At 73.2% G+C, this 25,462-nt stretch carries 20 protein-coding genes; 9 read left to right on the forward strand and 11 right to left on the reverse strand.

The annotated features are described in order from the left end of the window. Positions 1-95: 95 nt before the first annotated feature. Positions 96-1,583: a glutamate--cysteine ligase gene (locus KPL57_RS35635; RefSeq protein ID WP_073577871.1), complete on the reverse strand. Its 1,488-nt coding sequence runs from the start codon at positions 1,581-1,583 to the stop codon at positions 96-98. 167 nt (positions 1,584-1,750) lie between these two features. Here KPL57_RS35635 and KPL57_RS35640 point away from each other — a divergent pair, with 167 nt between their 5' ends. Then, positions 1,751-2,560 (forward strand): RNA methyltransferase, encoded by an 810-nt coding sequence (locus KPL57_RS35640; RefSeq protein WP_226354950.1) that lies wholly within the window; start codon positions 1,751-1,753, stop codon positions 2,558-2,560. An 84-nt stretch (positions 2,561-2,644) separates the two neighbouring features. On the opposite strand, the gene sepH is transcribed toward KPL57_RS35640, so the two are convergent. The 4 genes from sepH to KPL57_RS35660 form a co-directional block, all read right to left on the reverse strand. After that, positions 2,645-4,594 carry a septation protein SepH gene (gene sepH, locus KPL57_RS67695; protein ID WP_264198707.1) on the reverse strand — a complete coding sequence of 650 codons (1,950 nt, stop codon included), beginning with the start codon at positions 4,592-4,594 and terminating at the stop codon, positions 2,645-2,647. A 560-nt stretch (positions 4,595-5,154) separates the two neighbouring features. Beyond that, positions 5,155-5,361, reverse strand: a complete 207-nt coding sequence (locus KPL57_RS35650; RefSeq protein WP_226354951.1) for a hypothetical protein — start codon at positions 5,359-5,361, stop codon at positions 5,155-5,157. 232 nt (positions 5,362-5,593) lie between these two features. Beyond that, positions 5,594-6,727: a phosphoserine transaminase gene (gene serC, locus KPL57_RS35655; protein ID WP_226354952.1), complete on the reverse strand. Its 1,134-nt coding sequence runs from the start codon at positions 6,725-6,727 to the stop codon at positions 5,594-5,596. A gap of 63 nt (positions 6,728-6,790) precedes the next feature. Further along, entirely contained in the window at positions 6,791-7,750 is a 960-nt protein-coding gene (locus KPL57_RS35660; RefSeq protein WP_226354953.1) for a GlxA family transcriptional regulator, read from the reverse strand. 70 nt (positions 7,751-7,820) lie between these two features. Between KPL57_RS35660 and KPL57_RS35665 the strand changes: the two genes are divergently transcribed. Both KPL57_RS35665 and KPL57_RS35670 read left to right on the forward strand, forming a co-directional pair. Continuing rightward, on the forward strand, positions 7,821-9,107 hold the full coding sequence (locus KPL57_RS35665) for an MFS transporter (protein WP_226354954.1): 1,287 nt from the start codon (positions 7,821-7,823) through the stop codon (positions 9,105-9,107). 87 nt (positions 9,108-9,194) lie between these two features. Then, positions 9,195-10,112, forward strand: coding sequence for a hypothetical protein (locus tag KPL57_RS35670; protein WP_226354955.1), 918 nt, complete (start codon positions 9,195-9,197; stop codon positions 10,110-10,112). A 36-nt stretch (positions 10,113-10,148) separates the two neighbouring features. On the opposite strand, the gene KPL57_RS35675 is transcribed toward KPL57_RS35670, so the two are convergent. Then, positions 10,149-11,288, reverse strand: a complete 1,140-nt coding sequence (locus KPL57_RS35675; RefSeq protein ID WP_226354956.1) for a citrate synthase 2 — start codon at positions 11,286-11,288, stop codon at positions 10,149-10,151. Positions 11,289-11,487: 199 nt separating this feature from the next. Here KPL57_RS35675 and pdxH point away from each other — a divergent pair, with 199 nt between their 5' ends. From pdxH to KPL57_RS35695, 4 genes are all read left to right on the forward strand, one after another. Further along, positions 11,488-12,141, forward strand: coding sequence for a pyridoxamine 5'-phosphate oxidase (gene pdxH / locus KPL57_RS35680; protein ID WP_226354957.1), 654 nt, complete (start codon positions 11,488-11,490; stop codon positions 12,139-12,141). Positions 12,142-12,191: 50 nt separating this feature from the next. Further along, the gene (locus KPL57_RS35685; RefSeq protein WP_226354958.1) at positions 12,192-13,586 is read left to right on the forward strand and encodes an MFS transporter; all 1,395 of its coding nucleotides are present in this window, start codon (positions 12,192-12,194) and stop codon (positions 13,584-13,586) included. 89 nt (positions 13,587-13,675) lie between these two features. Next, a complete protein-coding gene (locus KPL57_RS35690; protein WP_062399893.1) occupies positions 13,676-14,986 on the forward strand; it encodes a citrate synthase in 1,311 nt (436 codons plus the stop codon). 108 nt (positions 14,987-15,094) lie between these two features. Then, a complete protein-coding gene (locus KPL57_RS35695) occupies positions 15,095-16,486 on the forward strand; it encodes a deoxyribodipyrimidine photo-lyase (RefSeq protein WP_226354959.1) in 1,392 nt (463 codons plus the stop codon). Here KPL57_RS35695 and KPL57_RS35700 read toward each other — a convergent pair. Together KPL57_RS35700 and KPL57_RS35705 are read right to left on the reverse strand one after the other, a co-directional pair. Beyond that, positions 16,467-17,639, reverse strand: coding sequence for an ABC transporter permease (locus tag KPL57_RS35700; protein WP_226354960.1), 1,173 nt, complete (start codon positions 17,637-17,639; stop codon positions 16,467-16,469). The genes KPL57_RS35695 and KPL57_RS35700 overlap by 20 nt on opposite strands. After that, positions 17,636-18,547, reverse strand: coding sequence for an ABC transporter ATP-binding protein (locus KPL57_RS35705; RefSeq protein WP_226354961.1), 912 nt, complete (start codon positions 18,545-18,547; stop codon positions 17,636-17,638). The genes KPL57_RS35700 and KPL57_RS35705 overlap by 4 nt, the downstream gene beginning before the upstream one ends. 226 nt (positions 18,548-18,773) lie before the next feature. Here KPL57_RS35705 and KPL57_RS35710 point away from each other — a divergent pair, with 226 nt between their 5' ends. Then, the gene (locus KPL57_RS35710; RefSeq protein WP_226354962.1) at positions 18,774-20,099 is read left to right on the forward strand and encodes an MFS transporter; all 1,326 of its coding nucleotides are present in this window, start codon (positions 18,774-18,776) and stop codon (positions 20,097-20,099) included. A gap of 58 nt (positions 20,100-20,157) precedes the next feature. Here KPL57_RS35710 and KPL57_RS35715 read toward each other — a convergent pair whose 3' ends face one another. The 3 genes from KPL57_RS35715 to KPL57_RS35725 are packed head-to-tail and all read right to left on the reverse strand — an operon-like array spanning position 20,158 to position 23,472. Beyond that, positions 20,158-21,240: a gamma-glutamylcyclotransferase family protein gene (locus KPL57_RS35715; protein WP_226354963.1), complete on the reverse strand. Its 1,083-nt coding sequence runs from the start codon at positions 21,238-21,240 to the stop codon at positions 20,158-20,160. Between the two features lie 44 nt (positions 21,241-21,284). Next, on the reverse strand, positions 21,285-21,533 hold the full coding sequence (locus tag KPL57_RS35720; RefSeq protein ID WP_226354964.1) for a hypothetical protein: 249 nt from the start codon (positions 21,531-21,533) through the stop codon (positions 21,285-21,287). Between the two features lie 10 nt (positions 21,534-21,543). After that, entirely contained in the window at positions 21,544-23,472 is a 1,929-nt protein-coding gene (locus KPL57_RS35725) for a helix-turn-helix domain-containing protein (protein WP_226354965.1), read from the reverse strand. 345 nt (positions 23,473-23,817) lie between these two features. Between KPL57_RS35725 and KPL57_RS35730 the strand changes: the two genes are divergently transcribed. Further along, a complete protein-coding gene (locus tag KPL57_RS35730; protein WP_043276429.1) occupies positions 23,818-25,455 on the forward strand; it encodes a methane monooxygenase in 1,638 nt (545 codons plus the stop codon). The last annotated feature ends 7 nt before the right edge of the window (positions 25,456-25,462 follow it).

Raw genomic sequence — 25,462 nt, forward strand, 5'->3', positions numbered from 1 at the left:
GCGCACCCGGGGCGGGTGTGCGGAGGGGGACGGTAGGAACGTGAGGGCGGTGAGCGGGCCCGGTCGCGGAGAATGCTTCGCAATGGCGAAGCCGATCAGCCGGGGATCTCCCAGGTGTGGACGGGCTGGTTGGCGGTCGAGTGCGCCAGGTAGCGCTCGAGCATGCCGCGCAGCGCGCTCATCCGGTCCGCGCCCCGTGCCTCCAGCGCGGCGACGGTGTCGATCTGCCACGACGACCCGGTCTGACGCGTGACGCAGCGCCGCTCCAGCACCGTCAGGTACCGGTCGCAGACCGCGCCGGAGACGCCCCAGCGGGCGAGACCCTCGTGGGCCAGGGGGAGCAGCTTGCGCAGGGCGAGCTCGTCGGGGAGCACCCAGCCGGTGCCGGGCCAGTACAGGGGAGCGTGCATGCCGTGCTTGGCCGCCGTCTGGAAGTTCTCCCGCGCCGCCTCGAACGACACAGACCGCCACAGCTGCTGGTCGGCCTCGACCAGGGTGCGCAGCAGGCCGTAGAAGAACAGCGCGTTGGCGACCATGTCGACGGTCGTCGGCCCCGCGGGGAGCACCCGGTTCTCGAGCCGGACGTGCGGGGTGTCGCCCGTACTGTCGTAGATCGGCCGGTTCCAGCGCCAGATCGTGCCGTTGTGCAGGGTCAGCTCGGGCAGGTCCGGGAAGCCCTTGTCGCGCATCTGCGTCGCCGGGTCCACATCGGACGTCAGCGGCATCAGCGCCGGGAAGTAGCGGGCGTTCTCGGAGAACAGGTCCAGCACCGAGTCGATCCAGCGCTCGCCGAACCAGACCCGCGGCCGTACCCCCTGGTTGTGGAACTCGGGGGTCCGGACGTCGCAGGACTGCTCGAACAGCGGGATCCGGGTCTCCGACCACAGCTGCGACCCGAGCAGGAACGGCGAGTTCGAACCGAGCCCCAGCTGGACACCGGCCAGGCACTGCGCGGCGTTCCAGTAGCGCCCGAAGTTCGCGGGGGACACCTGCAGGTGCAGCTGCATCGACGTGCAGGCCGCTTCGGGGATGATCGTGTCGAAGTCGGCGTTGACCCGCTCCTCGGGCGAGCAGCCGGCGATGTCGATCCGGATCGGCTCGCCCCGGGCGTTGAGCATCTGGTCGTTGAGCGCCTCGTAGCGGTCCTCGGGGGAGATCGCCTCGGCGGTCATGTGTCCCGGGTCCAGCGTCGGCAGGATCCCGATCATGACGAGCTGGGTGCGCAGGTCACCGGCCTTCGCCCCGGCGCCCGCGAGCAGATCGAGCAGCTCGTGCTCCAGCTGGCGCCACTGGTCGCCGGGCAGCGGCCGGGGCGGCAGGTTCAGCTCGAGGTTCCAGCGGCCGAGCTCGGTCTGCCACTCGCCCGAGTTGATCGTGTCCAACACGTCGCTCCCGTTGAGCGACGGCGCCAGCTCCGGATCCACCAGGTTGAACTCGATCTCGACGCCGGTCATCGGCTCCGTGTCGGAGAACGGGTAGCTGCTGAGCAGGTCACCGAGAGTGTCCAGACAGCGCTGCACCTTGATCCGGTACCGCTGGCGGTCGCGACGGCTGAACGTCGTCCGGTCGACCACCTGACCCATGCGCGAACCGACCTCCATCGAACGGGGAGCGCCTTCTCACTCACACGGCGGAGGACCGTGCCGAAGGAGGCGGCACTACACCGTGTCATATCGCCGGACCGGGCGGTACCGGCTGACCGGGCGACCAGACGCGGCGAGCGGTCAGTGACGTGGGACGATCGGGCGTCGTGGCCATACTCACCACGGTCGAGCACCCCGACGACCCCCGAATCGACGACTACCGCGACCTCACGACAGCCGATCGGCGCCCCGATCGGCCCGGTGGGCGCGGGCTGGTGATCGCGGAGGGTGTCGTCGTCGTGCGCCGGCTGCTCGACTCGCCGTATCCGGTGCGCTCCCTGCTGGGGGTCCCGCGGCGCCTCGACGAGCTCTCCGACGACCTCGCCGGCGTCGACGTGCCGGCCTACGCGACCGACGCCGACACCATGGCCCGAGCGGTCGGGTTCCACCTGAACCGGGGGGTGCTCGCCGTCGCCGACCGGGCTCCCGCGCCGTCCCTCGACGACGTCCTGGCCCGCGCCCGCACGCTGGCCGTCTGCGAGGGGGTGGGGGACCACGAGAACCTGGGGTCGTTGTTCCGCAACGCCGCCGCCCTCGGCGTCGACGCGATCCTGCTCGGCCCCGGCTGCTCGGACCCGCTGTACCGGCGCAGCGTCCGCGTCTCGATGGGGCACGTGCTGCGGGTCCCGTTCACGACCCTCGACGGCGCGTGGCCCGCCTCGCTGGACCGGCTGCGGGAGGCGGGGTTCACCGTCGCCGCCCTCACCCCCTCCGCCGACGCCGAGCCCCTCGCCACGGCGGGCCTGGGCGGCCGGAAGGTCGCCCTGCTGCTGGGTGCGGAGGGTCCCGGCCTCACCGACGAGGCCCTGGCCGCCGCCGACCGCCGGGTCCGGATCCCGATGGCGAGCGGCGTGGACTCGCTCAACGTCGCGACGGCCGCCGCCGTCGCCTTCCACGCCGTCACCGGCGGGGGCTGACCGCGGGCGCGGTCCCACACCGGATCCGTGCTCCCACACGGGACCGGATCCGGTGCGGGAGACCGGAACCCGTGCGGGACGGTGTCAGCGCTGGCCGCGGACGCCGAGCAGGACCTCGTCCCACGACGGCATGACCGGCTTGCCCTTCTTCGTCCGCCGCGATCCGGCGGTGGAGGGGCGGCGCGGGGCCGCGCTCTCGGTGTCCTGTGCCGGAGCGGGGTCCGGCTCCGGCTCCGAGCCGTTCGACGACGACGTGGCCGGTGCCCCGGTGGTGGTCGCGGCGGCCCCGGTGGGTGCGTCGGTCCGCTCGCCGGGGGCGTCGCCCTCCGCGGTGGGGGAGACCTCGCCGTGGTCGGCAGAGGTGCTCGTGGAGCCCGCGGCGGTGCCCGCGGACGCCGGGGTGGACGGTGCTGCGGTGCTCGGTGCCGGGGTAGTCGGTGACGCGGCGGTCGACGCGGCGGTCGCGCTGTCCTGCGCCGGGGCCGGTCCCGCCGTGGTCGAGCCCGGGGTCGTCGGGTCCGCAGTGGTCGGTGCGGCGGTGTCCGACGCGGAGGTGGCCGTGGCGGCTTCCGGCGAGGTCGTCGCCGACGAGGCGGCCGGGCTCGTCGCGTCGCCCGCGGACCCGGACCCGGAGTCCGTGGCGGACGTACCCGCACCGGTCGCGGTCGCGACGCCCGCGGCCGTGGCAGCCGGGGTCGCGACCGCCGCGTCCGAGTCTGCCGCGTCCGTGTCGGCCGCGTTCGTGCCGGTCCGGATCGGGGTGGCGGAGCCGGAGCCCGCCGACACCGGGGCCGTGTCGGCGGCGTCCGAGCCGGTCGACTCCCGGCCGGTCGAGCCCGTGGCGGGTGCGTCCGAGCCGGTGCCGGCGGAGGCCGCGGCGGCCGGGGCCGAGCCGTTCGACGAGGTGCCGTTCGAGGAGGTGCCGTTCGACGAAGTGTCGGTCGACGAGGGGCTGGTCGACGAGGTGCCGGTCGAGGCGGAGCCGCTCGGGGCTGCGCCGGTCGTGCCCGTACCCGTGCCGGCCGCCGCGGTCGTGTCGGCGCCGGGAGCATCCGCAGTGGCGGTCGAGGCAACCGTGCCGTCGGTGTCCGCGGAGTCGGCCTTCGCGGAGTCGATGTTCGCGGAGTCGGCCTGCGAGGCGTCGGCCACAGCGGACGACCCGGCGTCCTCGACCTGCTCGACGCGCTGGGGGACCACGGGCGCCGCGGCGGCCGGGGCCCGGGTGTCGTCCGGGCGGGCGCCGACGGTGCGACCGGGTGTCTCGACGCGGGTCCGGGGCGGCGGGGGGCTCGCCCGACGCTGCTCGGGCGCGATCCCGCGCCCGGCCCAGGCCTCGGGCTGCTGCCCACCGGCGGCCGCGACGGCGCGCGCCGGAGCGGCGGTCGTCGGAGCCTGGGGGGTGTGGTCCTCGTCGCGGGCCATGTCGACCACCGCGCCGAGCGGACGCAGCGGACGTGCGGGCAGACCCTCGACGAGGTCGGAGGCGTGCTCGTCCAGCGCGACGACGGTGCCGCCGTGCGCGCCGGGCTGGAACGCCCAGTGCGCGGCGTTGTCCGAGCGGCCGGTCTGCCAGGTCAGGACGACGACCCACTTGCCGTCCTCGCCCTTCCAGGAGTCCCAGCCGGCCCCGCCGTAGTCCTGTCCGCGCAGGCCGAAGGTGTGCGCGACGGTCTCACCGAGCGTGCGCGAGTCGGGCCCGTCGGCGCGCTGCGGGTGGGCACCCTGGGCCAGCTCGGCGGTCCGCGACCGTTCGAGCAGGACGGGATAGGCGAAGCGTTCGATCTTCTGGGTCGGGACGCCGGCCGCGGCTGCGACCTCGTCGACCGACGCGCCACCCCGGATTCGGGCCTGGATCTCCCGTGGGCGCAACTGGCTCTCCAACTCGATCGCGATCTGGCCGAGCCGGGTCACGTCACCCCGTGCCGCGGCCCGCAGCTGCTCGTCGGCCGGCACCGTGTAGCGCTCGCGACGCCCCGGGTCCTCGAGGACGACCGAGCCGTCCCCGGTCACCCCCACGACCCGCAACGCGCGCATCGACCTGACCTCCTGCTGTCGTCCCCGTCCGGGTGACGGTAGATGGCGAGGGGTCCGTGCCGGGTGAGGCGCGCCGGGCGAGTTCTGCCTGGTCGACAACACCTACTCGCCCGGGGGACCGCCGAGCCGTTCTCACTCACCGTGCGCAGCGTCGCACAATGTGTGACTCGCGAGGAAATTGGGGCGAGTGATACGTGTGTGACTACAACGAGTTGCTATCGATCACGCAACGACGCCGCGCGGCGACGCAACCCGGTGTGCCCGGTGTCGTGGCCACCCCGACGCGGAACAGGACGTCCGGGACGTATCCCCCGGCGCGGCGTCAGGACGGGGAACGGCGCCGGGGCCGTCGTGGAGTGTGGACGCGAGATACCTGCGGGCGCGCTCTCGTCGCGGTGACCGCCCGCCCGGTGATCCGCAGTCCGCGCGGTGATCCGCGGCCCGCGCGCGTCCGGACGCGCGCGAACGACAGAACTGCGCGCGCCATGTGGATCACCGGCCGATGCGCCCATCGGCGCCCGCTGCCCGCCGCCCGTTGCCCCTGCCGGCGCGGTCGTTCCTCATCGGCGCGGGTGATCCCCGCCCGCTCGGACCGCGGCCGGCTCGGACACCGGCCCGACGGCGGCGCCGAGCCGGATCCTCCGGGTGGCGACGGCGGCCGGTCCGACCGCGAACGCCGGGAGCGCCGGCACGTCGAGAAGACCCTCGGACGCCACGAACGACGCGTCGGCCCGGGTCGAGCAGGCGAGAACGATGCCGCCGACCACGGCGAGGAGGAAGGTGATCCGCTCGAGGCCGGGTCCGCGTCACCGGGCGCGACGGCGAGGAGCAGGAGAGCGGCCGGGGCGTGTCCGGGAGCGGCACCCCGGCGACGACGATCAGGACGGTCGGGGTGCCGACGAACACGACCGCCACGGCGAGGACCCCGCCGGGTGGGCCGACCGCAGCCGGTCGACCCACCTCGGCGGACGGTCGTCGTCCACCCGGGAAGAGGTGGGGTCAGGAACCCAGCCGCTCCACGACCCAGTCGACGCACGCGGTCAGCGCCGAGACGTCCGACGGCTCCACGGCCGGGAACATCCCGATCCGCAGCTGGTTGCGGCCCAGCTTCCGGTACGGCTCGGTGTCCACGATCCCGTTCGCGCGCAGCGCCTTCGCCACCGCGGCGGCGTCGACGGCGTCGTCGAAGTCGATCGTGCCGACCACCAGGCTGCGGTGCGCCGGGTCGGTGACGAACGGCGTCGCGAAGCTGCTCTTGTCGGCCCAGGTGTAGAGCCGGTCGGAGGAGTCGCGGGTGCGCGCGACGCAGCCGTCGAGCCCGCCCAGCGCGTTCATCCAGCGGACCTGGTCCTCGAGCAGGAACAGCGTCGCCAGCGACGGCGTGTTGTAGGTCTGGTCCTTGCCGGAGTTGTCGACGGCGGTGGCCAGCGACAGGAACGGCGGGATCCAGCGGTCCGACGCGGCCAGCTCGGCGACCCGCTCCAGGGCCTTCGGGCTCATGATCGCGAGGAAGAGGCCGCCGTCGGAGGCGAAGCCCTTCTGCGGGGCGAAGTAGTAGACGTCGGACTGGGTGATGTCGACCGGCAGCCCGCCGGCGCCGGAGGTGGCGTCGATCAGCACGAGCTGGTCGTCGGTGGTGCCCGCGGGCCGGTTGACGGGCACCGCGACGCCGGTCGAGGTCTCGTTGTGCGCCCACGCGATGACGTCGACCGACGGGTCGCTCACCGGCTCCGGCGCGCTGCCCGGGTCGGCCTTGACGATCACCGGGTCGGCCAGGAACGGGGCGCCGGTGGTGGTGTCGGCGAACTTCTGGGAGAACTCGCCGTAGGTCAGGTGCAGCGAGCGCTCACGGACCAGGCCGAACGCGGCCGCGTCCCAGAACGCGGTGGAGCCGCCGTTGCCGAGGACGACCTCGTAGCCGTCGGGCAGGGAGAACAGCTCGGCCAGTCCGGACCGCACCCGTCCGACGAGCTCCTTCACCGGCTTCTGCCGGTGCGAGGTGCCCATCAGGGAGTCGCCGGTCGCGGCGAGGGCGGACAGCTGCTCGGGGCGCACCTTGGACGGGCCGCATCCGAAGCGGCCGTCCTGCGGAAGGAGATCGCCGGGGATCTTCAGATCGGCAGGGGAGGTCACCCCACCAGTGTCGCAGCCGGACCGGCGTGACGTGCGACGAGTGCTGCGCGCCACCCGCCGGCGTCACCGGGTGACGGCGGGGGCGCGATGCGAGCGCCGGTAGGCGAGCGGGGCCATCCCGATGTCGGCGTGCAGTCGCTGACGCAGCGCGGCGGTGGTGCCGAAGCCGGAGCGGGCCGCGACCTGCTCGACGGGGAGGTCGGTGGTCTCCAGCAGGCGTCGCACGAGGTCGAGGCGACGCGCGGACAGCCAGCGCCCCGGGCTGGTGCCGGTCTCGGCGCGGAAGCGGCGGGTGAAGGTCCGCACGCTCATCGACGCCCGTTCCGCCAGCTCCTCGACGGCGAGCGGCCGGTCGAGGTGCTGCAACGCCCACTCGCGCACGGCGCGGGTGTCGGGGCCGCCGCCGGGGTCGGGGACGTGGGACTCCACGAACTGCGCCTGCCCGCCCTCCCGCCACGGCGCGACGACGTTGCGACGGGCCGTCGCCGCGGCGATCCCGGCGCCGTGGTCGCGGCGCACCAGGTGCAGGCAGAGGTCGATGCCCGCGGCGACGCCCGCCGAGGTGAGGATGTCGCCGTCGTCGACGAACAGCACGTCCGGATCCACCTCGACCTGCGGGAACATCCGTCGCATGCGCCCGGCGTGGGCCCAGTGCGTGGTGGCGCGACGGCCGTCGAGCACCCCGGCGGCGGCGAGGGTGAAGGCGCCGGTGCAGATCCCGACGACGCGCGCCCCGCGCGCCACGGCCCGGCGCACCACCGCGAGCGCCGCCTCGTCGCCGACGCCGGAGCCCCGGATCGCCGGGACGACCAGCGTCCCGGCGCGCTCCAGGGCGTCGAGCCCGTGCTCGGGCAGCACCCGGTAGCCGGCGCTCGTGCGGACCGGGCTGCCGTCGACCGAGGCGACCCGCACGTCGTAGAGGGGGGTGCCGTCGAGGGTGGTCGTGGTGCCCAGGATCCGCTCGGGGATCGCCAGCTCGAACGCGATCACCCCGTCGACGGCGAGGACCCCCACCCGGTGCATGGCCGAATTCTTGCACATGTCGTCTCGACGGCCACTGTTGCGCGACGCAGGGACCCCGCACCATGAGCCCATGACGACGGCGCCGACGACATCGGCCACGCAACGACGCCGGGTGCACCCGGCCTGGTGGGCCGCGGCCGCGACGTTCCTCGCGCTGCTCGGCGCGGCCGGGTTCCGGTCCACACCCGGGGTGCTGGTCGAGCCCCTGCACGCCGAGTTCGGCTGGGGCATCGGGTCCATCTCCTTCGCGCTGGCTGTGAACCTCGCCCTGTTCGGGGTGACCGCGCCGTTCGCGGCGGCGCTGATGGAGCGCTTCGGCGTGCGCCGCGTGGTCGCGACCGCACTGGTCATGGTGGCGGTCGGCGCGGGCACGACCGTGTTCATGACGGCGGTCTGGCAGCTGGTGCTGCTGTGGGGCGTCGTCGTCGGGCTGGGCACCGGGTCGATGGCGATGGCGCTGGTCGCGACCGTGGTGAACCGCTGGTTCGTCGCCCGCCGCGGCCTGGTCTCCGGCATCCTCACCGCCGCCACCGCCACCGGGCAGCTGGTGTTCCTGCCCCTGGTCGCGGCCGTCGTCGAGTCGGGCGGGTGGCGGCCCGCGGCGCTGATCACCGCGGGCGCGGCGCTGGCCGTGGTGCCGGTCGTGCTGCTGTTCCTGAAGGACCGCCCCGCCGACGCCGGGGTCCTTCCCTACGGCGGCACCGAGGCCGACGTCGTCCCGCCGCAGCGCACGGGTGCCGCGCGGCTGGCGCTGCGGGCCCTGGCCGACGCCTCGCGCACCGGCACGTTCTGGCTGCTCGTCGGCGGGTTCTTCATCTGCGGCGCGACGACGGCCGGGCTGGTCCAGTCCCACTTCGTCCCGGCCGCGCACGACCACGGCATGCCCGCGACGACGGCGGCCTCCCTGCTCGCCCTGGTCGGCATCTTCGACCTGCTCGGGACGATCTTCTCCGGCTGGCTGACCGACCGTGTCGACCCGCGGCTCCTGCTGGGCGCCTACTACGCGCTGCGCGGGCTGTCGCTGTTCCTGCTCCCGCCGCTGTTCGGGACCGACCTCAACGCCAGCATGCTCGCGTTCGTCGTGTTCTACGGCCTGGACTGGGTCGCGACCGTCCCGCCGACTATGGCGCTGGCCCGCGAGGCGTTCGGCGCCCGCTCGGCGGTGGTGTTCGGCTGGATCTTCGCCTCGCACCAGATCGGGGCGGCGTTCGCCGCACTCGTCGCGGGGCTGGTCCGCGACGCGCTGGGCAGCTACGACGCGGCCTGGTACGGCGGCGCCGTCCTCTGCGTCGTCGCGGCCGGGCTGTCGCTGGCGATCCGGCGCCGGCGGGTCCCCGCGCCGCTGCCCGCCGGCTGATCACCATCGGCTCACGATCGTCCCGATCCCGCCCGGGGGTCCCCGATGTCCGATAGGACACGAACCGGGCGAACAGAGGGGACGACCGTGACCGAGAATCACCCCGGCCCGGGGGAGCCCGGGCCGCCGCAGCCCGGCATCGTGCCGCTGCGACCGCTCGACGCCGGCGAGATCCTCGGCGGGGCCTGGCGCTACGTGCGCCGCCGCCCCGTCCTCACGCTGGTGCCGGCCCTCGTGCTGATGGTGGTCGTGCTCGGGGTCCAGGGCCTGCTGATGCTCGTCGAGCCCGCGCCGCCCCCGACCCTCGACCTGGTGGAGGCGTTCGCGGGGTCCATGGGCAGCGCCCTGCTGGTCGCACTGCTGGGGGCCCTGGTGACTCCGCCGTTCGCGGTGCTGCTGCTGGCGGGCCTGCACCTGTCGGTGATCGGACAGCGGCCCACGCTGCGTTCGGCGTGGGCGGCCGGTCGCGACCGGCTCGGCGCCGCGTACGGGGCGCAGCTGATCCTCACGGCGATCGGTCTCGTGCCGACGGCGCTGGTGTGGGCCGTGTCGTTGCCGCTGTGGCGGGCGGGCGGCGTGGCTGCCGCGGTGGGGGCGCTGATCGCGATCGCCGCCTACCTCGCCGTGCTCTGGGTGACCGTGCTGCTGGCACTGACCCTCCCGGCCGTCGTCCGGGAGCGGCGCGCCGCCGTCGACGCGCTGTGGCGGTCGGTCGAGCTGGTCCGAGGCGCCTGGTGGCGCTGTTTCGGCGTCCTGCTGCTGCTGGTCCTGGTGATGCTCCTGGTCGGGATCGTGGCCGGCGCCGTCGCGGGGCTGGGCGCCGTCGGACTCGTGGTGGCCGGCTTCGAGACCGCCGCCATCGCGGTGTTCGTCGGGGCGATCCTGGTGGTCGCCGTCCCCGGCACGGCCCTGGGCCAGGGCGTCTACGGCCTGCTCCACCAGGACCGGTGGCTCCGCCACGACGGCGGGGACGCCGTCGCGCGGGTCACCGGCCCCCTCTCCTGAGCGGGCCCCGGTAGGACGGACGGGCGCGGGGCCCGGTCAGCGGGCGACGACCGAGTCCCAGCCCTCGACCTCCTGCGGACGGCGCGGGCCCGGGCCGATGTACTGCGCGCTCGGACGCACGAGCTTGCCCTCGCGCTTCTGCTCCATCACGTGCGCCGACCAGCCCGCGGTCCGGGCCGAGGTGAACATCGCGGGCATCATGTGCGGCGGGACCTCGGCGAAGTCGAGGATCACCGCCGCCCAGAACTCGACGTTGGTCTCGATCGGCCGGTCCGGGCGCCGCTCGCGCAGCACGGCGAGCGCGGTCCGCTCCAGCTCGGCGGCCACCTCGTAGCGCGGGGCGTTGAGCTCCTGGCAGGTGCGGCGCAGCACGCGGGCCCGCGGGTCCTCGGCCCGGTAGACCCGGTGCCCGAAGCCCATGAGCTTCTCCTTGCGGTCCAGCAGGCCCTTGACCAGCGCCTCGGCGTCGCCGGTGCGCTCGACCTCGTCGATCATCGGGAGCACCCGGGCGGGGGCGCCGCCGTGCAGCGGGCCGGACATGGCGCCGATCGCGCCGGACAGCGACGCGGCGGCGTCGGCGCCGGTGGAGGCGATCACCCGGGCGGTGAAGGTGGAGGCGTTCATGCCGTGCTCGGCGGCGGACACCCAGTAGGCGTCGACGGCGGCGACGTGGCGCGGGTCGGGCTCGCCGCGCCAGCGGGTCATGAAGCGCTCGGTGATCGTCGAGCACTCGTCGATGCGCGACTGCGGCACCGCGGCGACGCCGATCCCGCGCGCGGACTGCGCGACGTAGGACAGCGCCATCACCGAGGCGCGGGCCAGGTTGTCGCGGGCCTCGGTGTCGTCGATGTCGAGCAGCGGGCGGTAGCCCCAGTACGGGGCGAGCATGGCCAGCGCCGCCTGCACGTCGACCCGGACGTCACCGGTGTGCACCGGGATCGGGAACGGCTCCGCCGGCGGCAGGCTCTGCCCGAACCGGCCGTCGACCAGCAGCGCCCAGACGTCGCCGAAGGTCACGGTGCCGGCGAGGTCCTCCAGGTCGACGCCGCGGTAGCGCAGCGACCCGCCGTCCTTGTCGGGCTCGGCGATCTCGGTGCGGAACGCGACGTGGCCCTCCAGACCGGACTTGAAGCCGGGCGGGGGCGGGGGCACCTCGTGCGCGAGCGTCTCGGTCACCGGGTCTCCTTCGGCTCTGGTGGACGCCGTCACCCTGCTCCGAACGGGTTGCCGGGGCAACGTGACCGGCCGGTGTCGTCGATCACGAACCGGACACCCGTGCGTGAACGACCGGGTCGACCGCACCGAACGGCGGGTGCACACGCGGGGCCGTCCCCCTTACGGTCGGGGTCGCTGCACCTGCTCGGAAGGGGAACCGATGACCGACGCGCCCGCCCTCGAGAGGATGCGGACGGACTACTCGAGCCGCCCGCTCGACGTCGACGACCTGGCTCCGACCTGGCACGAGCAGCTCACCGCGTGGCTGGAGCAGGCCCGTGAGGCCGGGCTGACCGAGCCGAACGCGATGGTGCTGGCGACGTCGGACCCGGACGGGCTGCCGTCGTCGCGCACCGTCCTGTGCAAGGGCCTCGACGCCGGCGGGATCGTCTTCTACACGAACTACACCTCGGCCAAGAGCCACGACCTGAACCGCACGCGCGTCGCCTCGGTGACCTTCCCCTGGTACGACCTCCAGCGGCAGGTGCAGCTCTCCGGCCGGGTGGAGCGCTGCTCCGACGCCCAGTCCGACGCCTACTGGGCGCTGCGCCCGCGCGGGTCGCAGCTGGGGGCGTGGGCGTCGGCGCAGTCGACGATCGTCGCCGGGCGCACCGTCCTCGACCAGGCGCTGGCCGGGGTGACCCGCCGGTTCGACGGCGTCACCGACATCCCGCGGCCGCCGCACTGGGGCGGCTGGCGGATCGTGCCGTGGCAGGTCGAGTTCTGGCAGGGCCGCGCCGACCGCATGCACGACCGGCTGCGTTTCGAGGTCGGCCGCGACGACGCCTGGTCGGTCCGCAGGCTCGCCCCCTAGGAGGGAACCCGGAGGCGCACCGTCGGGGGTCCCGTGTACACCTTGACGTCGTGAGCAGTCGCAACGATCCGGGGGACGGGCCGACCGAACCCGTGCCCGGCGCGGAACGGGACTCCCCGACCCGGCCGGTCCCGTCCGCGGCGGGCGACGGCCCGACCACCCGGACCCGCGCCGGTCGGGTCACCGGCCTGCTGCGGTCGACCTTCGCCGACACCACCCCGCTGCGCACGCCCGCCTACCGGCGGCTGTGGGTGGCCGGGATCGTGACGGTGATCGGCGCGCAGCTGTCGGTCGTCGCCGTGCCGATCCAGATCTTCCAGCTGACCGGCTCCTCGGCCTACGTCGGCCTCACCGGGCTGTTCGGCCTGGTCCCGCTGGTGGTGTTCGGGCTGTGGGGCGGCGCGGTCGCCGACGCGGTGGACCGGCGGGTGATGCTGCTGTTCACCGGGTCGGGCATCGCGCTGAGCTCGCTGGCGCTGTGGGTGGTGTCGGCCAGCGGCGCCGGCAACGTGTGGGTCGTGCTGGTGCTGTTCGCGTTCCAGTCGGCGATGCTCGCGATGAACCAGCCCACCCGCAGCGCGGTCATCCCGCGGCTGCTGCCCGCCGAGCAGCTGCCCGCGGCGAACGCGCTGAACATGACCGTCGTGCAGGTCGGCGCGGTGCTCGGGCCGCTGCTGGCCGGGGTGCTGATCCCGTTCATCGGGCTGTCGACGCTCTACCTGATCGACGCGATCTTCCTGCTGGCCACGCTGTGGGCGACCTGGCGGCTGCCCGCGCTGCCCAGCTCCGCGCAACGGGTGGACGGCGCCCGCCCCAAGGTGGGGCTGCGCTCGGTCGTCGACGGCTTCCGCTACGTCGGGACGCAGCGCATCCTGCTCGTCTCGTTCCTGGTCGACGTGATCGCGATGGGCCTGGGCATGCCCCGGGTGCTGTTCCCGCAGATGGCGGTGGACACCTTCGGCGGGTCGGCCGACGGCGGCATCCAGCAGGGCCTGCTGTTCGCCGCGATCCCGATCGGGATGGTCGCCGGCGGCGTGCTGTCGGGCTGGCTGCAGAAGGTGCAGCGCCAGGGCGTCGCGGTCGTGGTCGCGGTGTGCGTCTGGGGCGGCGGGATCCTGGTGTTCGGCCTGACCGGGTCGCTGTTCCTCGCGGTGCTCGCGCTGGCCGTCGCCGGTGCCGGTGACCTGGTCAGCTCGGTGTACCGGTCCTCGATGCTGCAGACCGTCGCCACCGACGAGATGCGCGGCCGGATGCAGGGCGTGTTCATCGTCGTCGTCGCGGGCGGGCCCCGGCTGGCCGACATGTGGCACGGCTCGGCGGCCTCGCTGATCGGGCCCGGTGTCACCGCGACGCTCGGCGGCGCCGCCGTGGTCGTCGGTGTCCTGCTGTGCGTGTGGCGGTTCCCGGAGTTCCTCCGGTATCGCGCGCCCGGTGGCGGAGCGTGAGAATCGTCGCCGCGTTCTGCGGATTCCGCCCGGCGGGCTAGCGTGTGTCCGAGACCCGATTGATCCCCGCTGTGAGAGGGAACCTCCACATGTCCGACGAGACCGCCGCCAAGTCCGACACCGCCGTACTCCGGTATTCGGGCGGCGAGTTCGAGACCGCGGTGCACACCCCGACGGAGGGGTCGCAGGCCGTCGACGTCAGCAAGCTGCTCGGCAAGACCGGCCTGGTCACCTTCGACCCGGGCTTCACCAGCACCGCGGCCTGCTCCTCGGCGATCACCTACATCGACGGTGACGCCGGCATCCTCCGTTACCGCGGATACCCGATCGACCAGCTGGCCGGGAACTCCACGTTCCTCGAGGTCAGCTACCTGCTGATCTACGGCGAGCTGCCGAGCCAGCAGCAGCTCGACGCCTTCACCAACCGGATCAGCCGGCACACCCTGCTGCACGAGGACCTGAAGCGCTTCTTCGAGGGCTTCCCGCGGGACGCGCACCCGATGCCGGTGCTGTCGTCGGCGGTCAGCGCGCTGTCGACCTTCTACCAGGACTCGCTGGACCCGCACGACGAGGAGGCCGTCGAGCTCTCCACCGTGCGGCTCATGGCGAAGGTCTTCACGATCGCCGCCTACGCGTACAAGAAGTCCGTCGGGCAGCCGTTCCTGTACCCGGACAACTCCCTCGGCCTCGTCGAGAACTTCCTGCGGATGACCTTCGGGTTCCCCGCCGAGCCCTACGAGCTGGACCCGGACATGGTCCGCGCGCTCGACACCCTGCTGATCCTGCACGCCGACCACGAGCAGAACTGCTCCACCTCGACGGTGCGGCTGGTCGGCTCCAGCCAGGCGAACCTGTTCGCCTCCATCTCCGCCGGCATCAACGCGCTGTTCGGCCCGCTGCACGGCGGCGCCAACCAGGCGGTCCTGGAGATGCTGACCCGCATCAAGGACGTCGAGGGCGGCAACGTCGACGACTTCGTGAACCGGGTCAAGAACAAGGAGCAGGGCGCGAAGCTGATGGGCTTCGGGCACCGGGTCTACAAGAACTACGACCCGCGCGCGAAGATCGTCAAGGAGCAGGCCGAGACGATCCTCAAGAAGCTCGGCGTCAACGACCCGCTGCTCGACATCGCCATGACGCTCGAGGAGAAGGCGCTGGCCGACGACTACTTCGTCGAGCGCAAGCTCTACCCGAACGTCGACTTCTACACCGGCGTCATCTACCGGGCGATGGGCTTCCCGGTGAAGATGTTCACCGTCCTCTTCGCACTCGGCCGGCTCCCGGGCTGGATCGCGCACTGGCGCGAGATGATGAACGACCCGCAGAACAAGATCGGGCGTCCGCGCCAGCTCTACACCGGTTCCGCGGAGCGCCTCTACGTCCCGGTCGGCCAGCGCTGACCCCGTAGCACCGCCGCTGTACCCACGGCCCCGCCGGACTTCTCCGGCGGGGCCGTCGCGCGTCCGTCGACGGGCGGGCCGGCGGCGGCGCCGCTAGCGTCGACCGGCATGGCGCCCAGCACTGCCGTCGTCTGGTTCCGGCGCGACCTCCGGGTCGCCGACCAGCCCACGTTCCTCGCCGCCGCCGACGCCGCCGACCGCGCGCTCGCGCTGTTCGTGCTGGACCCGGCCCTGTTGACCCCCTCCGGTACGGCCCGCGCGAACTTCCTGTTCGGCTGCCTGCGCGAGCTCGACGAGGCGCTCGGCGGGAAGCTCCTCGTCGTGAAGGGCGACCCGGTCGACGTCGTCCCGCGGATCGTGAAGGCCGTCGGTGCGCAGACCGTGCACGTCGCCGCGGACTACGGCCCCTACGGCCGCGAGCGCGACGAGCAGGTCGAGAAGGCGCTCGCCGAGGACGACGTCGAGCTCGTCCGCACCGGCTCGCCCTACGCCGTGGCGCCCGGCCGGGTGGAGAAGGGCACCGGCGGGCCGTTCAAGGTGTTCACCCCGTTCAGCCGCGCCTGGGCCGACCACGGCTGGCGCGCCCCCGCCGAGACCGACGCCGGCACCTGCACCTGGATGGACCCGTCGGACAAGGACGGCGGTCCGCGGGCCGTCGCCATCCCCGACGACGGCGCGGTCGAGGCCGAGCTGCCCGACGCGGGGGAGTCCGCGGCGCTGGCCCGCTGGGCGGACTTCCTCGACGAGGGCGTCGAGGACTACGAGTCCGCCCGCGACCTGCCGGCCGAGCGCGGCACCTCGGGCATGTCGCCGTACCTGAAGTACGGCTGTGTCCACCCGCGCACGCTGCTCGCGGACCTGGCGCAGCGCAAGGGCGACTCGGTGAAGGCCTACCGCACCGAGATCGCCTGGCGGGAGTTCTACGCCGACGTGCTCCACCGGCGCCCGGACTCCGCGCGCGGCAACTACGACACCGCCTTCGACCACCTGCCGCTGCGCACCGGGAAGGCCGCCGACGCCGACTTCGAGCGCTGGTGCGAGGGCCGGACGGGCTTCCCGATCGTCGACGCCGGGATGCGCCAGCTGCGCGGCGAGGCGTGGATGCACAACCGGGTGCGGATGATCGTCGCGTCGTTCCTGGTCAAGGACCTGCACATCCCGTGGTGGCGCGGCGCGCGGCACTTCATGTCGCTGCTCGTCGACGGCGACCTGGCCTCCAACCAGCACGGCTGGCAGTGGACGGCCGGGTCGGGGACGGACGCGTCGCCGTACTTCCGGGTCTTCAACCCGATCACCCAGGGCGAGCGGTTCGACCCCGACGGGGACTACGTGCGTCGCTGGGTGCCCGAGCTCGCCGACGTCGAGGGGAAGGCCGTGCACCAGCCGTGGAAGCTGCGCGACGGCATCCCGGAGGGCTATCCGGAGCCGATGGTCGACCACAAGGCCGAGCGGCAGGACGCGCTCGCCCGCTACGACCAGGTCAAGGCCGCCCGGTCCTGAGCGCGTCCCGCCAGCGGACCCGCGCCCCGGTGCGCAGCACCGAGTTGCGGTAGACCCGCGCCGCGAGCACCACCATCCCGGCCAGCGCGAGCAGCGCCAGCACGAACGCGACGACCGGCTCCCACCACGAGGTCACCCCCAGCGCGGTGCGGGCCGGCATGAGCGTCTGCGACAGGTACGGCACGAACGACAGCACCGTCGTGACGGGGTTGCGCGGGTCCACGGGCAGCACGGCGACGGCGAGCAGGAACGGCACGAGCAGCACGACGGCGATCGGCGCGGTCACCGACTGGAGCTCCTCCTGGCGGGACACCAGCGCGCCCGCCGCCGCGTAGAGCGTCGCGAACAGGAAGAAGCCGACCAGGTACCAGGCCAGTGCCGACACCAGCGTCGGCAGCAGCAGCGCCGGGACGGCCAGCGCGCCGGTGCCCACCGCGACGGCCGCGCCCACCCCGCCGAGGATCAGCAGCTGCAGCAGCCCGACCAGGCCGAGCCCGAGCACCTTGCCCGCGAGCAGCTGCCGCGCCGGGATGGTCGCGAGCAGCAGCTCGACCACGCGCCCGGCCTTCTCCTCGACCACCCCCTGCGCGACGGCCGCGCCGTAGGCGGTGACCGAGAAGAACAGCAGGAACGTCACCACGAACGCGGTGCCGATCCGCTGCCCGAGCTCGGTGTCGACCGGTTCGAGGGTGCGCACCCCCACCCCGGACAGCGCGCTGACCTGCTCGGGGTCGGCGCCGGCGGCGAGCAGCGACTCGCGCACGGCCTGCTGCTCGACGACGTCGGCGACCAGCGACCGCAGCCCCGGGGCGACGTCGTCGAGGCCCACGAGCTGGTAGGTCCCCGGCGCCCCGGTGAGCATCGCGTCGGCCTCGCCGGTGCGGACCATCGACTCGGCGGTGTCCCGGTTCCCGGCCTCGGTCAGCCGCAGCGCGGTGCCCAGCCGGTCCGCGGTGCCCTGCAGCTCGCCGCGCAGCTCGCGGGCCGGCCCGTCGAGCACCATCGACGACGACGAGCTCTGCGACCCGGCGAACACGATCACCGCGCCGTAGCCGCCGAACACCAGCAGCATCAGCAGGATCCCGACGACGAACGTCCGCGACCGCAGCTGCGTGGTGATCTCCCGCCGCGCGACGAGCAGCACCGTCCTCATCGGGCACCCTCGGTCGCCGGGACGGCGCGGTCGCGCACGGCGTCGCGGTACAGCTCGGTCAGCGGCGGCCGGTACGGCCCGAACGCGTGCACCGGCCCGGCGGCCAGCGCCGCGGCGAGCAGCGCCTGGTCGTCGGTGCCCGGCGCCAGCTCGACGCGGGTGCGGTCACCCTCGGTCCCGACGACCCGCACCCCGGCGAGGGCGTCGGCCCAGCCGGGCGGCGGTCCGGTGACGTCGTAGCGGTCGGCGGCCCCGGCGCGCAGCCCGTCGACCGTCCCGACCGCGACCATCCGGCCCGCGGAGATGATGCCGACCCGGTCGCAGAGCCGCTCCACCAGCTCCAGCTGGTGGGAGGAGAACACCACCGGCACCCCGGCCGCGGCGCGCTCGCGCAGCACCGCCCCCAGGGTGTCGACGGCCGCCGGGTCCAGCCCGGAGAACGGCTCGTCGAGCACCAGCAGGTCGGGGTCGTGCACCAGCGCGGCGCACAGCTGCACCCGCTGCTGGTTGCCCAGCGACAGCTTCTGCACCTCGTCGCCGCGGCGGTCGGCGAGCCCGACCCGGGCGGTCCAGGTCTCGGTGGCGGCGAGCGCGGCCGACCGGGACAGCCCGTGCAGCCGGGCCAGGTAGACGAGCTGCTCGGCGACCCGCATCCGCGGGTACAGACCGCGCTCCTCGGGCAGGTAGCCGATCCGGCGGCGTTCCGCGGGACCGAGCGGGGCACCCCTCCAGGTGACCGCGCCGGCGTCGGCGTCGAGGACGCCGAGCACGATCCGCATCGTCGTCGTCTTGCCCGCCCCGTTGCCGCCGACGAAGCCGAACACCTCGCCCGCGCCGACCGTGAAGCTCACCCCGTCGAGGGCGGTGGCGGGGCCGAACCGCTTGGCGAGGCCGTCGATCGCCAGCACCCGGGCGACGCTACACGGGGCGGGTGTCGCGCACCGGTATCGATCACCGCGCGTGGGTGGCAGCCCCCCTTTCCGCTCTGTAAGCTCCGCACACCGCAATGGTGCTGGATATGTCGATCGTGTAACGAAATGCGCTTCCGGTAGCGGTTTACGCATTGCGTGAGTGGGGGGTCCTCGAATGTCATCGGTTCCGGCAGGTGCTGGTCAACAGAGTGGCGAGAACGAAGTGGAGCCCTCCGTACTGCGGAGGGCGGTCGCCGCGTCGGCGATCGGAAACGCGACGGAATGGTTCGACTACGGCATCTACGCCTACCTGACCGTCGAACTGACGAACGCGTTCTTCCCGGGCGAACTGGGCTACCTCGGAACGCTGCTCGGCTTCGCGATCTCGTTCGTCCTGCGACCGCTCGGCGGCTTCGTGTGGGGCCCGCTCGGTGACCGCATCGGCAGGCAGAAGGTCCTGTCGATGACGATCATCCTGATGGGTGTCGCGACGTTCCTGATCGGTGTCATCCCGTCCTACGAGACGATCGGCTGGGCCGCCCCGGCGCTGCTGTTCCTGCTGCGGATCATCCAGGGCTTCTCCACCGGCGGTGAGTACGGCGGCGCCGCCACGTTCATGGCGGAGTACGCGCCGGACCGCAAGCGCGGGTTCTGGGGCAGCTTCCTGGAGTTCGGCACCCTGGCCGGCTTCACGCTCGCGGTGCTGGTCGTCTTCGGCCTGGAGACCGCGATCGGCGAGCAGGCCATGCTCGACTACGGCTGGCGCATCCCGTTCATGATCGCCCTGCCGCTGGCGATGATCGGTCTCTACATCCGGACCAAGCTCGAGGACACCCCGGTGTTCCGCGACCTGGAGGCCGCCGGCGAGTCCGAGTCCGCCGCGACCGGTGCGCTCAAGGACCTCCTCGTCCGCTACTGGCAGCCGATCCTGGCGCTGTTCGGCCTGGTCATCGCGCTGAACGTCATCAACTACACGCTGCTGACCTACATGCCGACCTACCTGCAGACGACGCTGTCGATGGACTCGGCGAGCGCCGACACCGTCGCCGTGGTCGGCCAGGTCGTGATGATGCTGCTGATCCCGTTCGCCGGTGCGCTGTCGGACCGGATCGGCCGCAAACCGTGCTGGTGGATCTCACTGGTCGGCATCTTCGTGCTGGCGATCCCGATGTACATGCTGATGGCGCAGAGCCTGCCACTGGCGATCCTCGGGTTCACCGTGCTCGGCCTGATCTACCTGCTGCAGCTCGGGACGATCTCCGCGACGTTCCCGGCGATGTTCCCGACCCACGTCCGGTTCGCCGGCATGGCGATCTCCTACAACGTGGCGACGGCGGCGTTCGGCGGCACCGCGCCGCTGATCAACGAGGCGGCCATCGAGGGCACCGGCGACGTCCTGTTCCCGGCCTACTACATGATGGGCGCCTGCGTGGTCGGCATGATCGCGCTCTACTTCGTCATCGAGACGAAGGGCGTGTCGATCGCCGGCCGCGAGGTCCCGGGGCTCGCCGAGCACCGCGCACGGCAGGCCGCGAAGACCGGCTCCTGAGCCGCACCACCGGTCCGCAGCGGGCCCGTCCCCGTCGGGGGCGGGCCCGGTCGGCGTCTCAGGGGACCGGCCACCCGTCCGGCAGCGGCACGTGCCCGTCCCGCGCGGCCGTCCACACCCAGGCCCAGCACACGGTGCCGTCGTCGAGGACCACCCGGGACCGCGTGTACTCCGGGCCCTCGTAGGCGTCGAGCGCGGCCAGCGCGGTCACCGGATCGGCCAGCTCGACGACCCAGCCGGGCACCCCGTCGCCGGTGTCGAGGGTCAGCGCGGGGTATCCGAGGCCGGTGTCGGCGACCCCGCCGGTCGGCAGCACCACCGGCTGGGGCAGCACGTCGGCGGCGTGCCCGCGCAGCATCCCGAAGGCCCGCCGGCCGGGCATGAGGGTGCCGTAGACGAACACCCGCGACGGCCACTGCTCCGGCACCGGCACACCGTCGACGGTCGACGCGTCCAGACCGTCCGGGCCGGGGGCACCGGTGAGCGCGACGGCCCCGGCCTGGTCGAGGTCGGCGCAGCGGACGGGTGCCCCGTCGACGTGCAGCGGGCGCCGGTCGGTGCGCGCGTCGCCGGTGGGGACCTCCGGGGCGAGATAGGCCCACGGCCGGTCGAGCTCCCCGACGGCGTCGACGAGCGTGACCCGTCCGGTCGCGACCCGGGCCAGGCGGTAGCGCGGCGGGTCGGCGTCGCGGCCCTCGACGGTGTCGAGCGCGGCGAACTGCTCCGGGGCCGCCAGCCAGACCGCGTGCTCCTCGGCCACGCCGGGCACGGCCGCGAGCGTCGCGGGGCGCTGGTCGTCGACCACCCGGCGCCCGGCCGACCACACCGCGGCCAGGCTCTCGGTCCGGACCCGCAGCACGACGACCGGACCGGTCAGCCCGCGCTCCCCGCGCATCCAGGAGATCTTCGACGGGCAGGCGTTCGAGCCGTAGGCCAGCAGCGGGACGCGCGCGGCCGACGGCGGGGCCCCGTGCCGGGCCAGCGCCGTGTCCAGGCACTCCCCGCCGACCCGCCACCCGGAGGGCGTCGCGGGGTCGGCGGTCAGCGGGTGCGACCGGCCGTCGACGTGCAGGAACGACCCGTCGGGCCGGGCCCCGGGGTAGGGGTCCGCCGGGAACGCCGAGTCCGGCCACGCATCCATGCGCACGCACCGTAGATCAACACTCGGGGCGCGGCGAGGCCCGGTCAGGGGGCGCGCCGCTGCCTGCCCCGCGCCACGGCCCGGCGCAGCAGCGCCGCGGTCAGCACGATCAGCGCGAACACGACCAGGGCGGACAGCGCCGCGCGCACCCACAGCGGCGTCGGCTCCGGCAGCAGGAGGGGCACGAAGAACACCCCGACCAGCGAGCTGCTGATGCCGATCAGCCCGAGCAGGGGCGCCGGGGTGCCGTCGGGGAAGCTCAGGGCCCGGACGAGCCGGCGGCGGGCGGTCACCCGCCCGACGCTACCGGGCCGCCCCCGCCCCCTCGGGTGTCGCGATGCCGTAGCCGCGGATCTTGCGGTAGATCGTCGCCCGGCTCATCCCGAGCCGGCGCGCGGCCTCGGCCTTGTTGCCGTCGGCGTCGAGCAGGGCGTCGACGATGGCGTCGCACTCGATCGACTCCAGCGGGGTCAGCACCCGCCGGGCCAGTACCCGCGTCTCCGGCGGCAGGTCCTCCAGCCGGATCACCCCGGTCCGGCGACGGCTCACGACCTTGCGCAGCACCTGGTAGAGCTGTTCGACGTTGCCCGGCCACCGGTGCCGCATGAGCACCCGCAGGGCCTCCGGCGCACAGGTCAGGTCGGCGCCGCGGGTCAGCCGGGCGAGCAGGTACGGCACCAGCTCGGCGACGTCCTCCACGTGGTGGCGCAGCGGCGGGACCTCGATGGTGCGCGGGAAGCAGTCCAGCAGCGACGCCAGCTCGGGCGAGTCGGTCGTCCGGGAGCTGCCGCGGGTCGCGATGACCCAGGCCCGCTCGGGGTCGGTCGACTCGCGGTGCGGCTCGAGCACGTCGGCGAGCGCCGCCGCGGCGGCCGGGGGGAGCCGGTCGACCTCGCGCAGCACCAGCGTCCCGCCGCCGCCGCCGAGCTCGTCGGACACCTCGGAGAGCCAGCGCGGGCCCACGTCGCCCGCGTCGAGCACACGCACGTGCCCGGCGGGGGAGTGGAGATGATGGGTGGCGCGGGCCAGCGTGGTCCGGCCGGAGCCGTGCTCGCCCTGCAGCACCAGCCACTCGTTGGTGCGGAAGTGCCGGTCCACCGCCTGGGCGCACTTGGTCCACAGCGCCCCCGAGCCGACGGCGGTCGGCAGCGCGGTCGTGATCGTCGGGGTCGCGGAGCCGCGGCCGACGGTCTCGCGGTGGGTCAGGCTCACCTGCAGGATGCCGCCCGCCGAGCCCGCCTCGTTCCAGCTCGGCCGGCACTGCACGCGCGCGGTCGCCCCGCTCGGCAGGTCGACGACGAGCTGGCGGTTGCGTCCGGCCCGCAGCGCGTCGGTCGCCCCGGCGAGCAGCGGGACCTGGTCACCGGGGGCGATGAGCTCGCGGGCGCGGTCGTTCATCATCACGAGGTCGTCGCCGACGGCGAGCACCGCGGAGTCGCCCCCGCGCTGGACCGCGGTCAGGTAGTCGTGCAGCAGCGTCAGCTCGTGCCGCCCGGACGCGGCGAGCAGCGCCTCCTCGATGCGGCGGGCCGTCGTCGCCGCGGTGGCGACCATCAGCGCGTTGGCCTCGCTCCGCCAGCAGGTCAGGTCGACGACGCCGAGGATCTTGCCGGTCACCGGGTGCCGGATCGGGGCGCCGGCGCAGGCCAGGTCCTCCAGGTGCTCGACGAAGTGCTCGTGCCCGAACACCTCGGTCGGGCGCCTGCCCTCCAGCGCGGTGCCGATGCCGTTGGTGCCGACGTGCTGCTCGGCGTAGGAGAAACCGGGGACGAGCCACACCCGGTCCAGGTGCTGACGCAGCGCGGAGTCACCGGTCCGGCGGTCGAGGACGACACCGTCGCCGTCGCAGAGGATGAGGCTGACCGGCTCGGTGGCGAACTGGTCGCACAGCTCGGAGACGATCGGCGTCGCCGCCCGTACCAGCGGGCTGTCGGTCTCGCGGCCGATCTCGGGCAGGTCGATGGAGTCGGGCGCGACGTCGCTGTCCCGCGACCGGATCCAGGACGCCAGGATCGGCGGGCGGACCGCGTCCTCACGCATCTGTTCGTGGTGCAGGAACGCGTCGCGGGCCGCCGCGATCCGTTCGGCCGCGGCGCTGGTGGTGGTCCTGGTGGCGGGTGTGGGCGCCGAGCCGGTGACGGGGGAGTCATGTCCGTCCCCGGGGTGTCGCGGGCTCGGCGTCGGCCGGCCCGCCCGGGTGGCGCCCTGCGCGCCGTCGGGCAGGGGTCTCACACACGGCCTCCTCGCCTGTGTCGAGCTCGGGACACGACCACCGAGGACCCGCGTGCGGCAGCGGTGACCTGCCCGGATCCCGTGGTCACGGCGACGGTACGCGCCGTGAGAGCAAGATCACCACAGGTGGCGGAGCGGAAGAGTCTCATATTGAGACCTCGAATGCCTGTCGGACCATGTGTGATTCGCAGCACGGAAGAAAGACGGCATCGCCAGACGCGGCAACCAGCCACGTCGCCGGGCCGCCCGCCCTCCGTGCACGACCACGACATCGGGCTACCCGCGCTCGCCCGCTGATCCGACCACAACCCACCACCGTGAGGAGACGACGTGAGTCGGCAGAGTTTGGCGAAGGCTCACCAGAAGATCCAGGAGCTTTCCTGGGAGCCGCAGTACCACGAGCCGTACATGAAGTACGGAACCGACTACACCTTCAAGAAGGCGGCGAAGAAGGACCCGCTCAAGCAGGTCCTGCGCTCGTACTTCCCGATGGAGGAGGAGAAGGACCACCGCGTCTACGGCGCCCAGGACGGTGCCATCCGCGGCAACATGTTCCGGCAGGTGCAGGAGCGCTGGCTGGAGTGGCAGAAGCTCTTCCTGTCGATCATCCCGTTGCCGGAGATCTCGGCGGCGCGCTCGATGCCGATGCTGTTCCACGTGGTTCCGAACCCGGAGCTGCACAACGGCCAGGCGATCCAGATGATCGACGAGGTTCGGCACAGCACGATCCAGCAGAACCTCAAGCGCCTGTACATGAACAACTACATCGACCCGGCGGGCTTCAACAACTCGCTGCGGAACTTCCAGTCGGACTACTGCGGCACCATCGGCCGCCAGTTCGCGGAGGGGTTCATCACCGGTGACGCCATCACCGCCGCGTCGATCTACCTGACCATCGTCGCGGAGACCGCGTTCACGAACACCCTGTTCGTGGCGATGCCGGCAGAGGCGGCCGCCAACGGCGACTACCTGCTGCCGACGGTGTTCCACTCGGTGCAGTCCGACGAGTCGCGGCACATCTCCAACGGCTACGCCACGCTCCTGATGGCGCTGTCGGACGAGGACAACCGCCAGCTGCTCGAGCGCGACCTGCGCTACGCGTGGTGGAACAACCACCGCGTCGTCGACGCCGCCATCGGTACCTTCATCGAGTACGGCACGAAGGACCGCCGCAAGGACCGCGAGTCCTACGCGGAGATGTGGCGCCGCTGGATCTACGACGACTACTACCGCAGCTACCTGCTGCCGCTCGAGAAGTACGGCCTGGTGATCCCGCACGACCTGGTCGAGGAGTCCTGGAACCAGATCTGGAACAAGGGCTACGTCCACGAGGTCGCGCAGTTCTTCGCCACCGGCTGGTGCGCCAACTACTGGCGCATCGACGGCATGACCGACACCGACTTCGAGTGGTTCGAGTACAAGTACCCGGGCTGGTACGACCGGTACGGCAAGTGGTGGGAGAACTACAACCGCCTCGCCAAGCCGAACGGTCACCACGCCATCGTGGCCGAGGACGTCGACTACGTGTACCCGCACCGCTGCTGGACCTGCATGGTCCCGTGTCTGGTGCGCGAGGACATGGTCGTCGACAAGGTGGACGGCCAGTGGCGCACGTACTGCCACGAGGTCTGCCGCTGGACCGACGCCGAGGCCTTCCGGCCCGTGTACCAGGGTCGCGAGACCCCGAACATGGGCAAGCTCGTGGGTCACCGCGAGTGGGAGACGCTCTACCACGGCTGGAACTGGGCCGACGTCATCCAGGACATGGGCTTCGTCCGTGACGACGGCAAGACGCTGACCGCTCAGCCGCACCTCGATCTCGACCCGAAGAAGATGTGGACGCTGGACCACATGCGGCGCATGCCGCACCTGGCCAGCCCCAACGTCATCCTCAACGAGATGAGCGACGCCGAGCGCGAGGCGTTCGTGGCGGACTACAACCGCCAGGGGCCGGGAGGCCGGCCCGCGCCCACCGACGCCTGAGCGCGGG

Source organism: Pseudonocardia sp. ICBG601 (assembly GCF_020496245.1).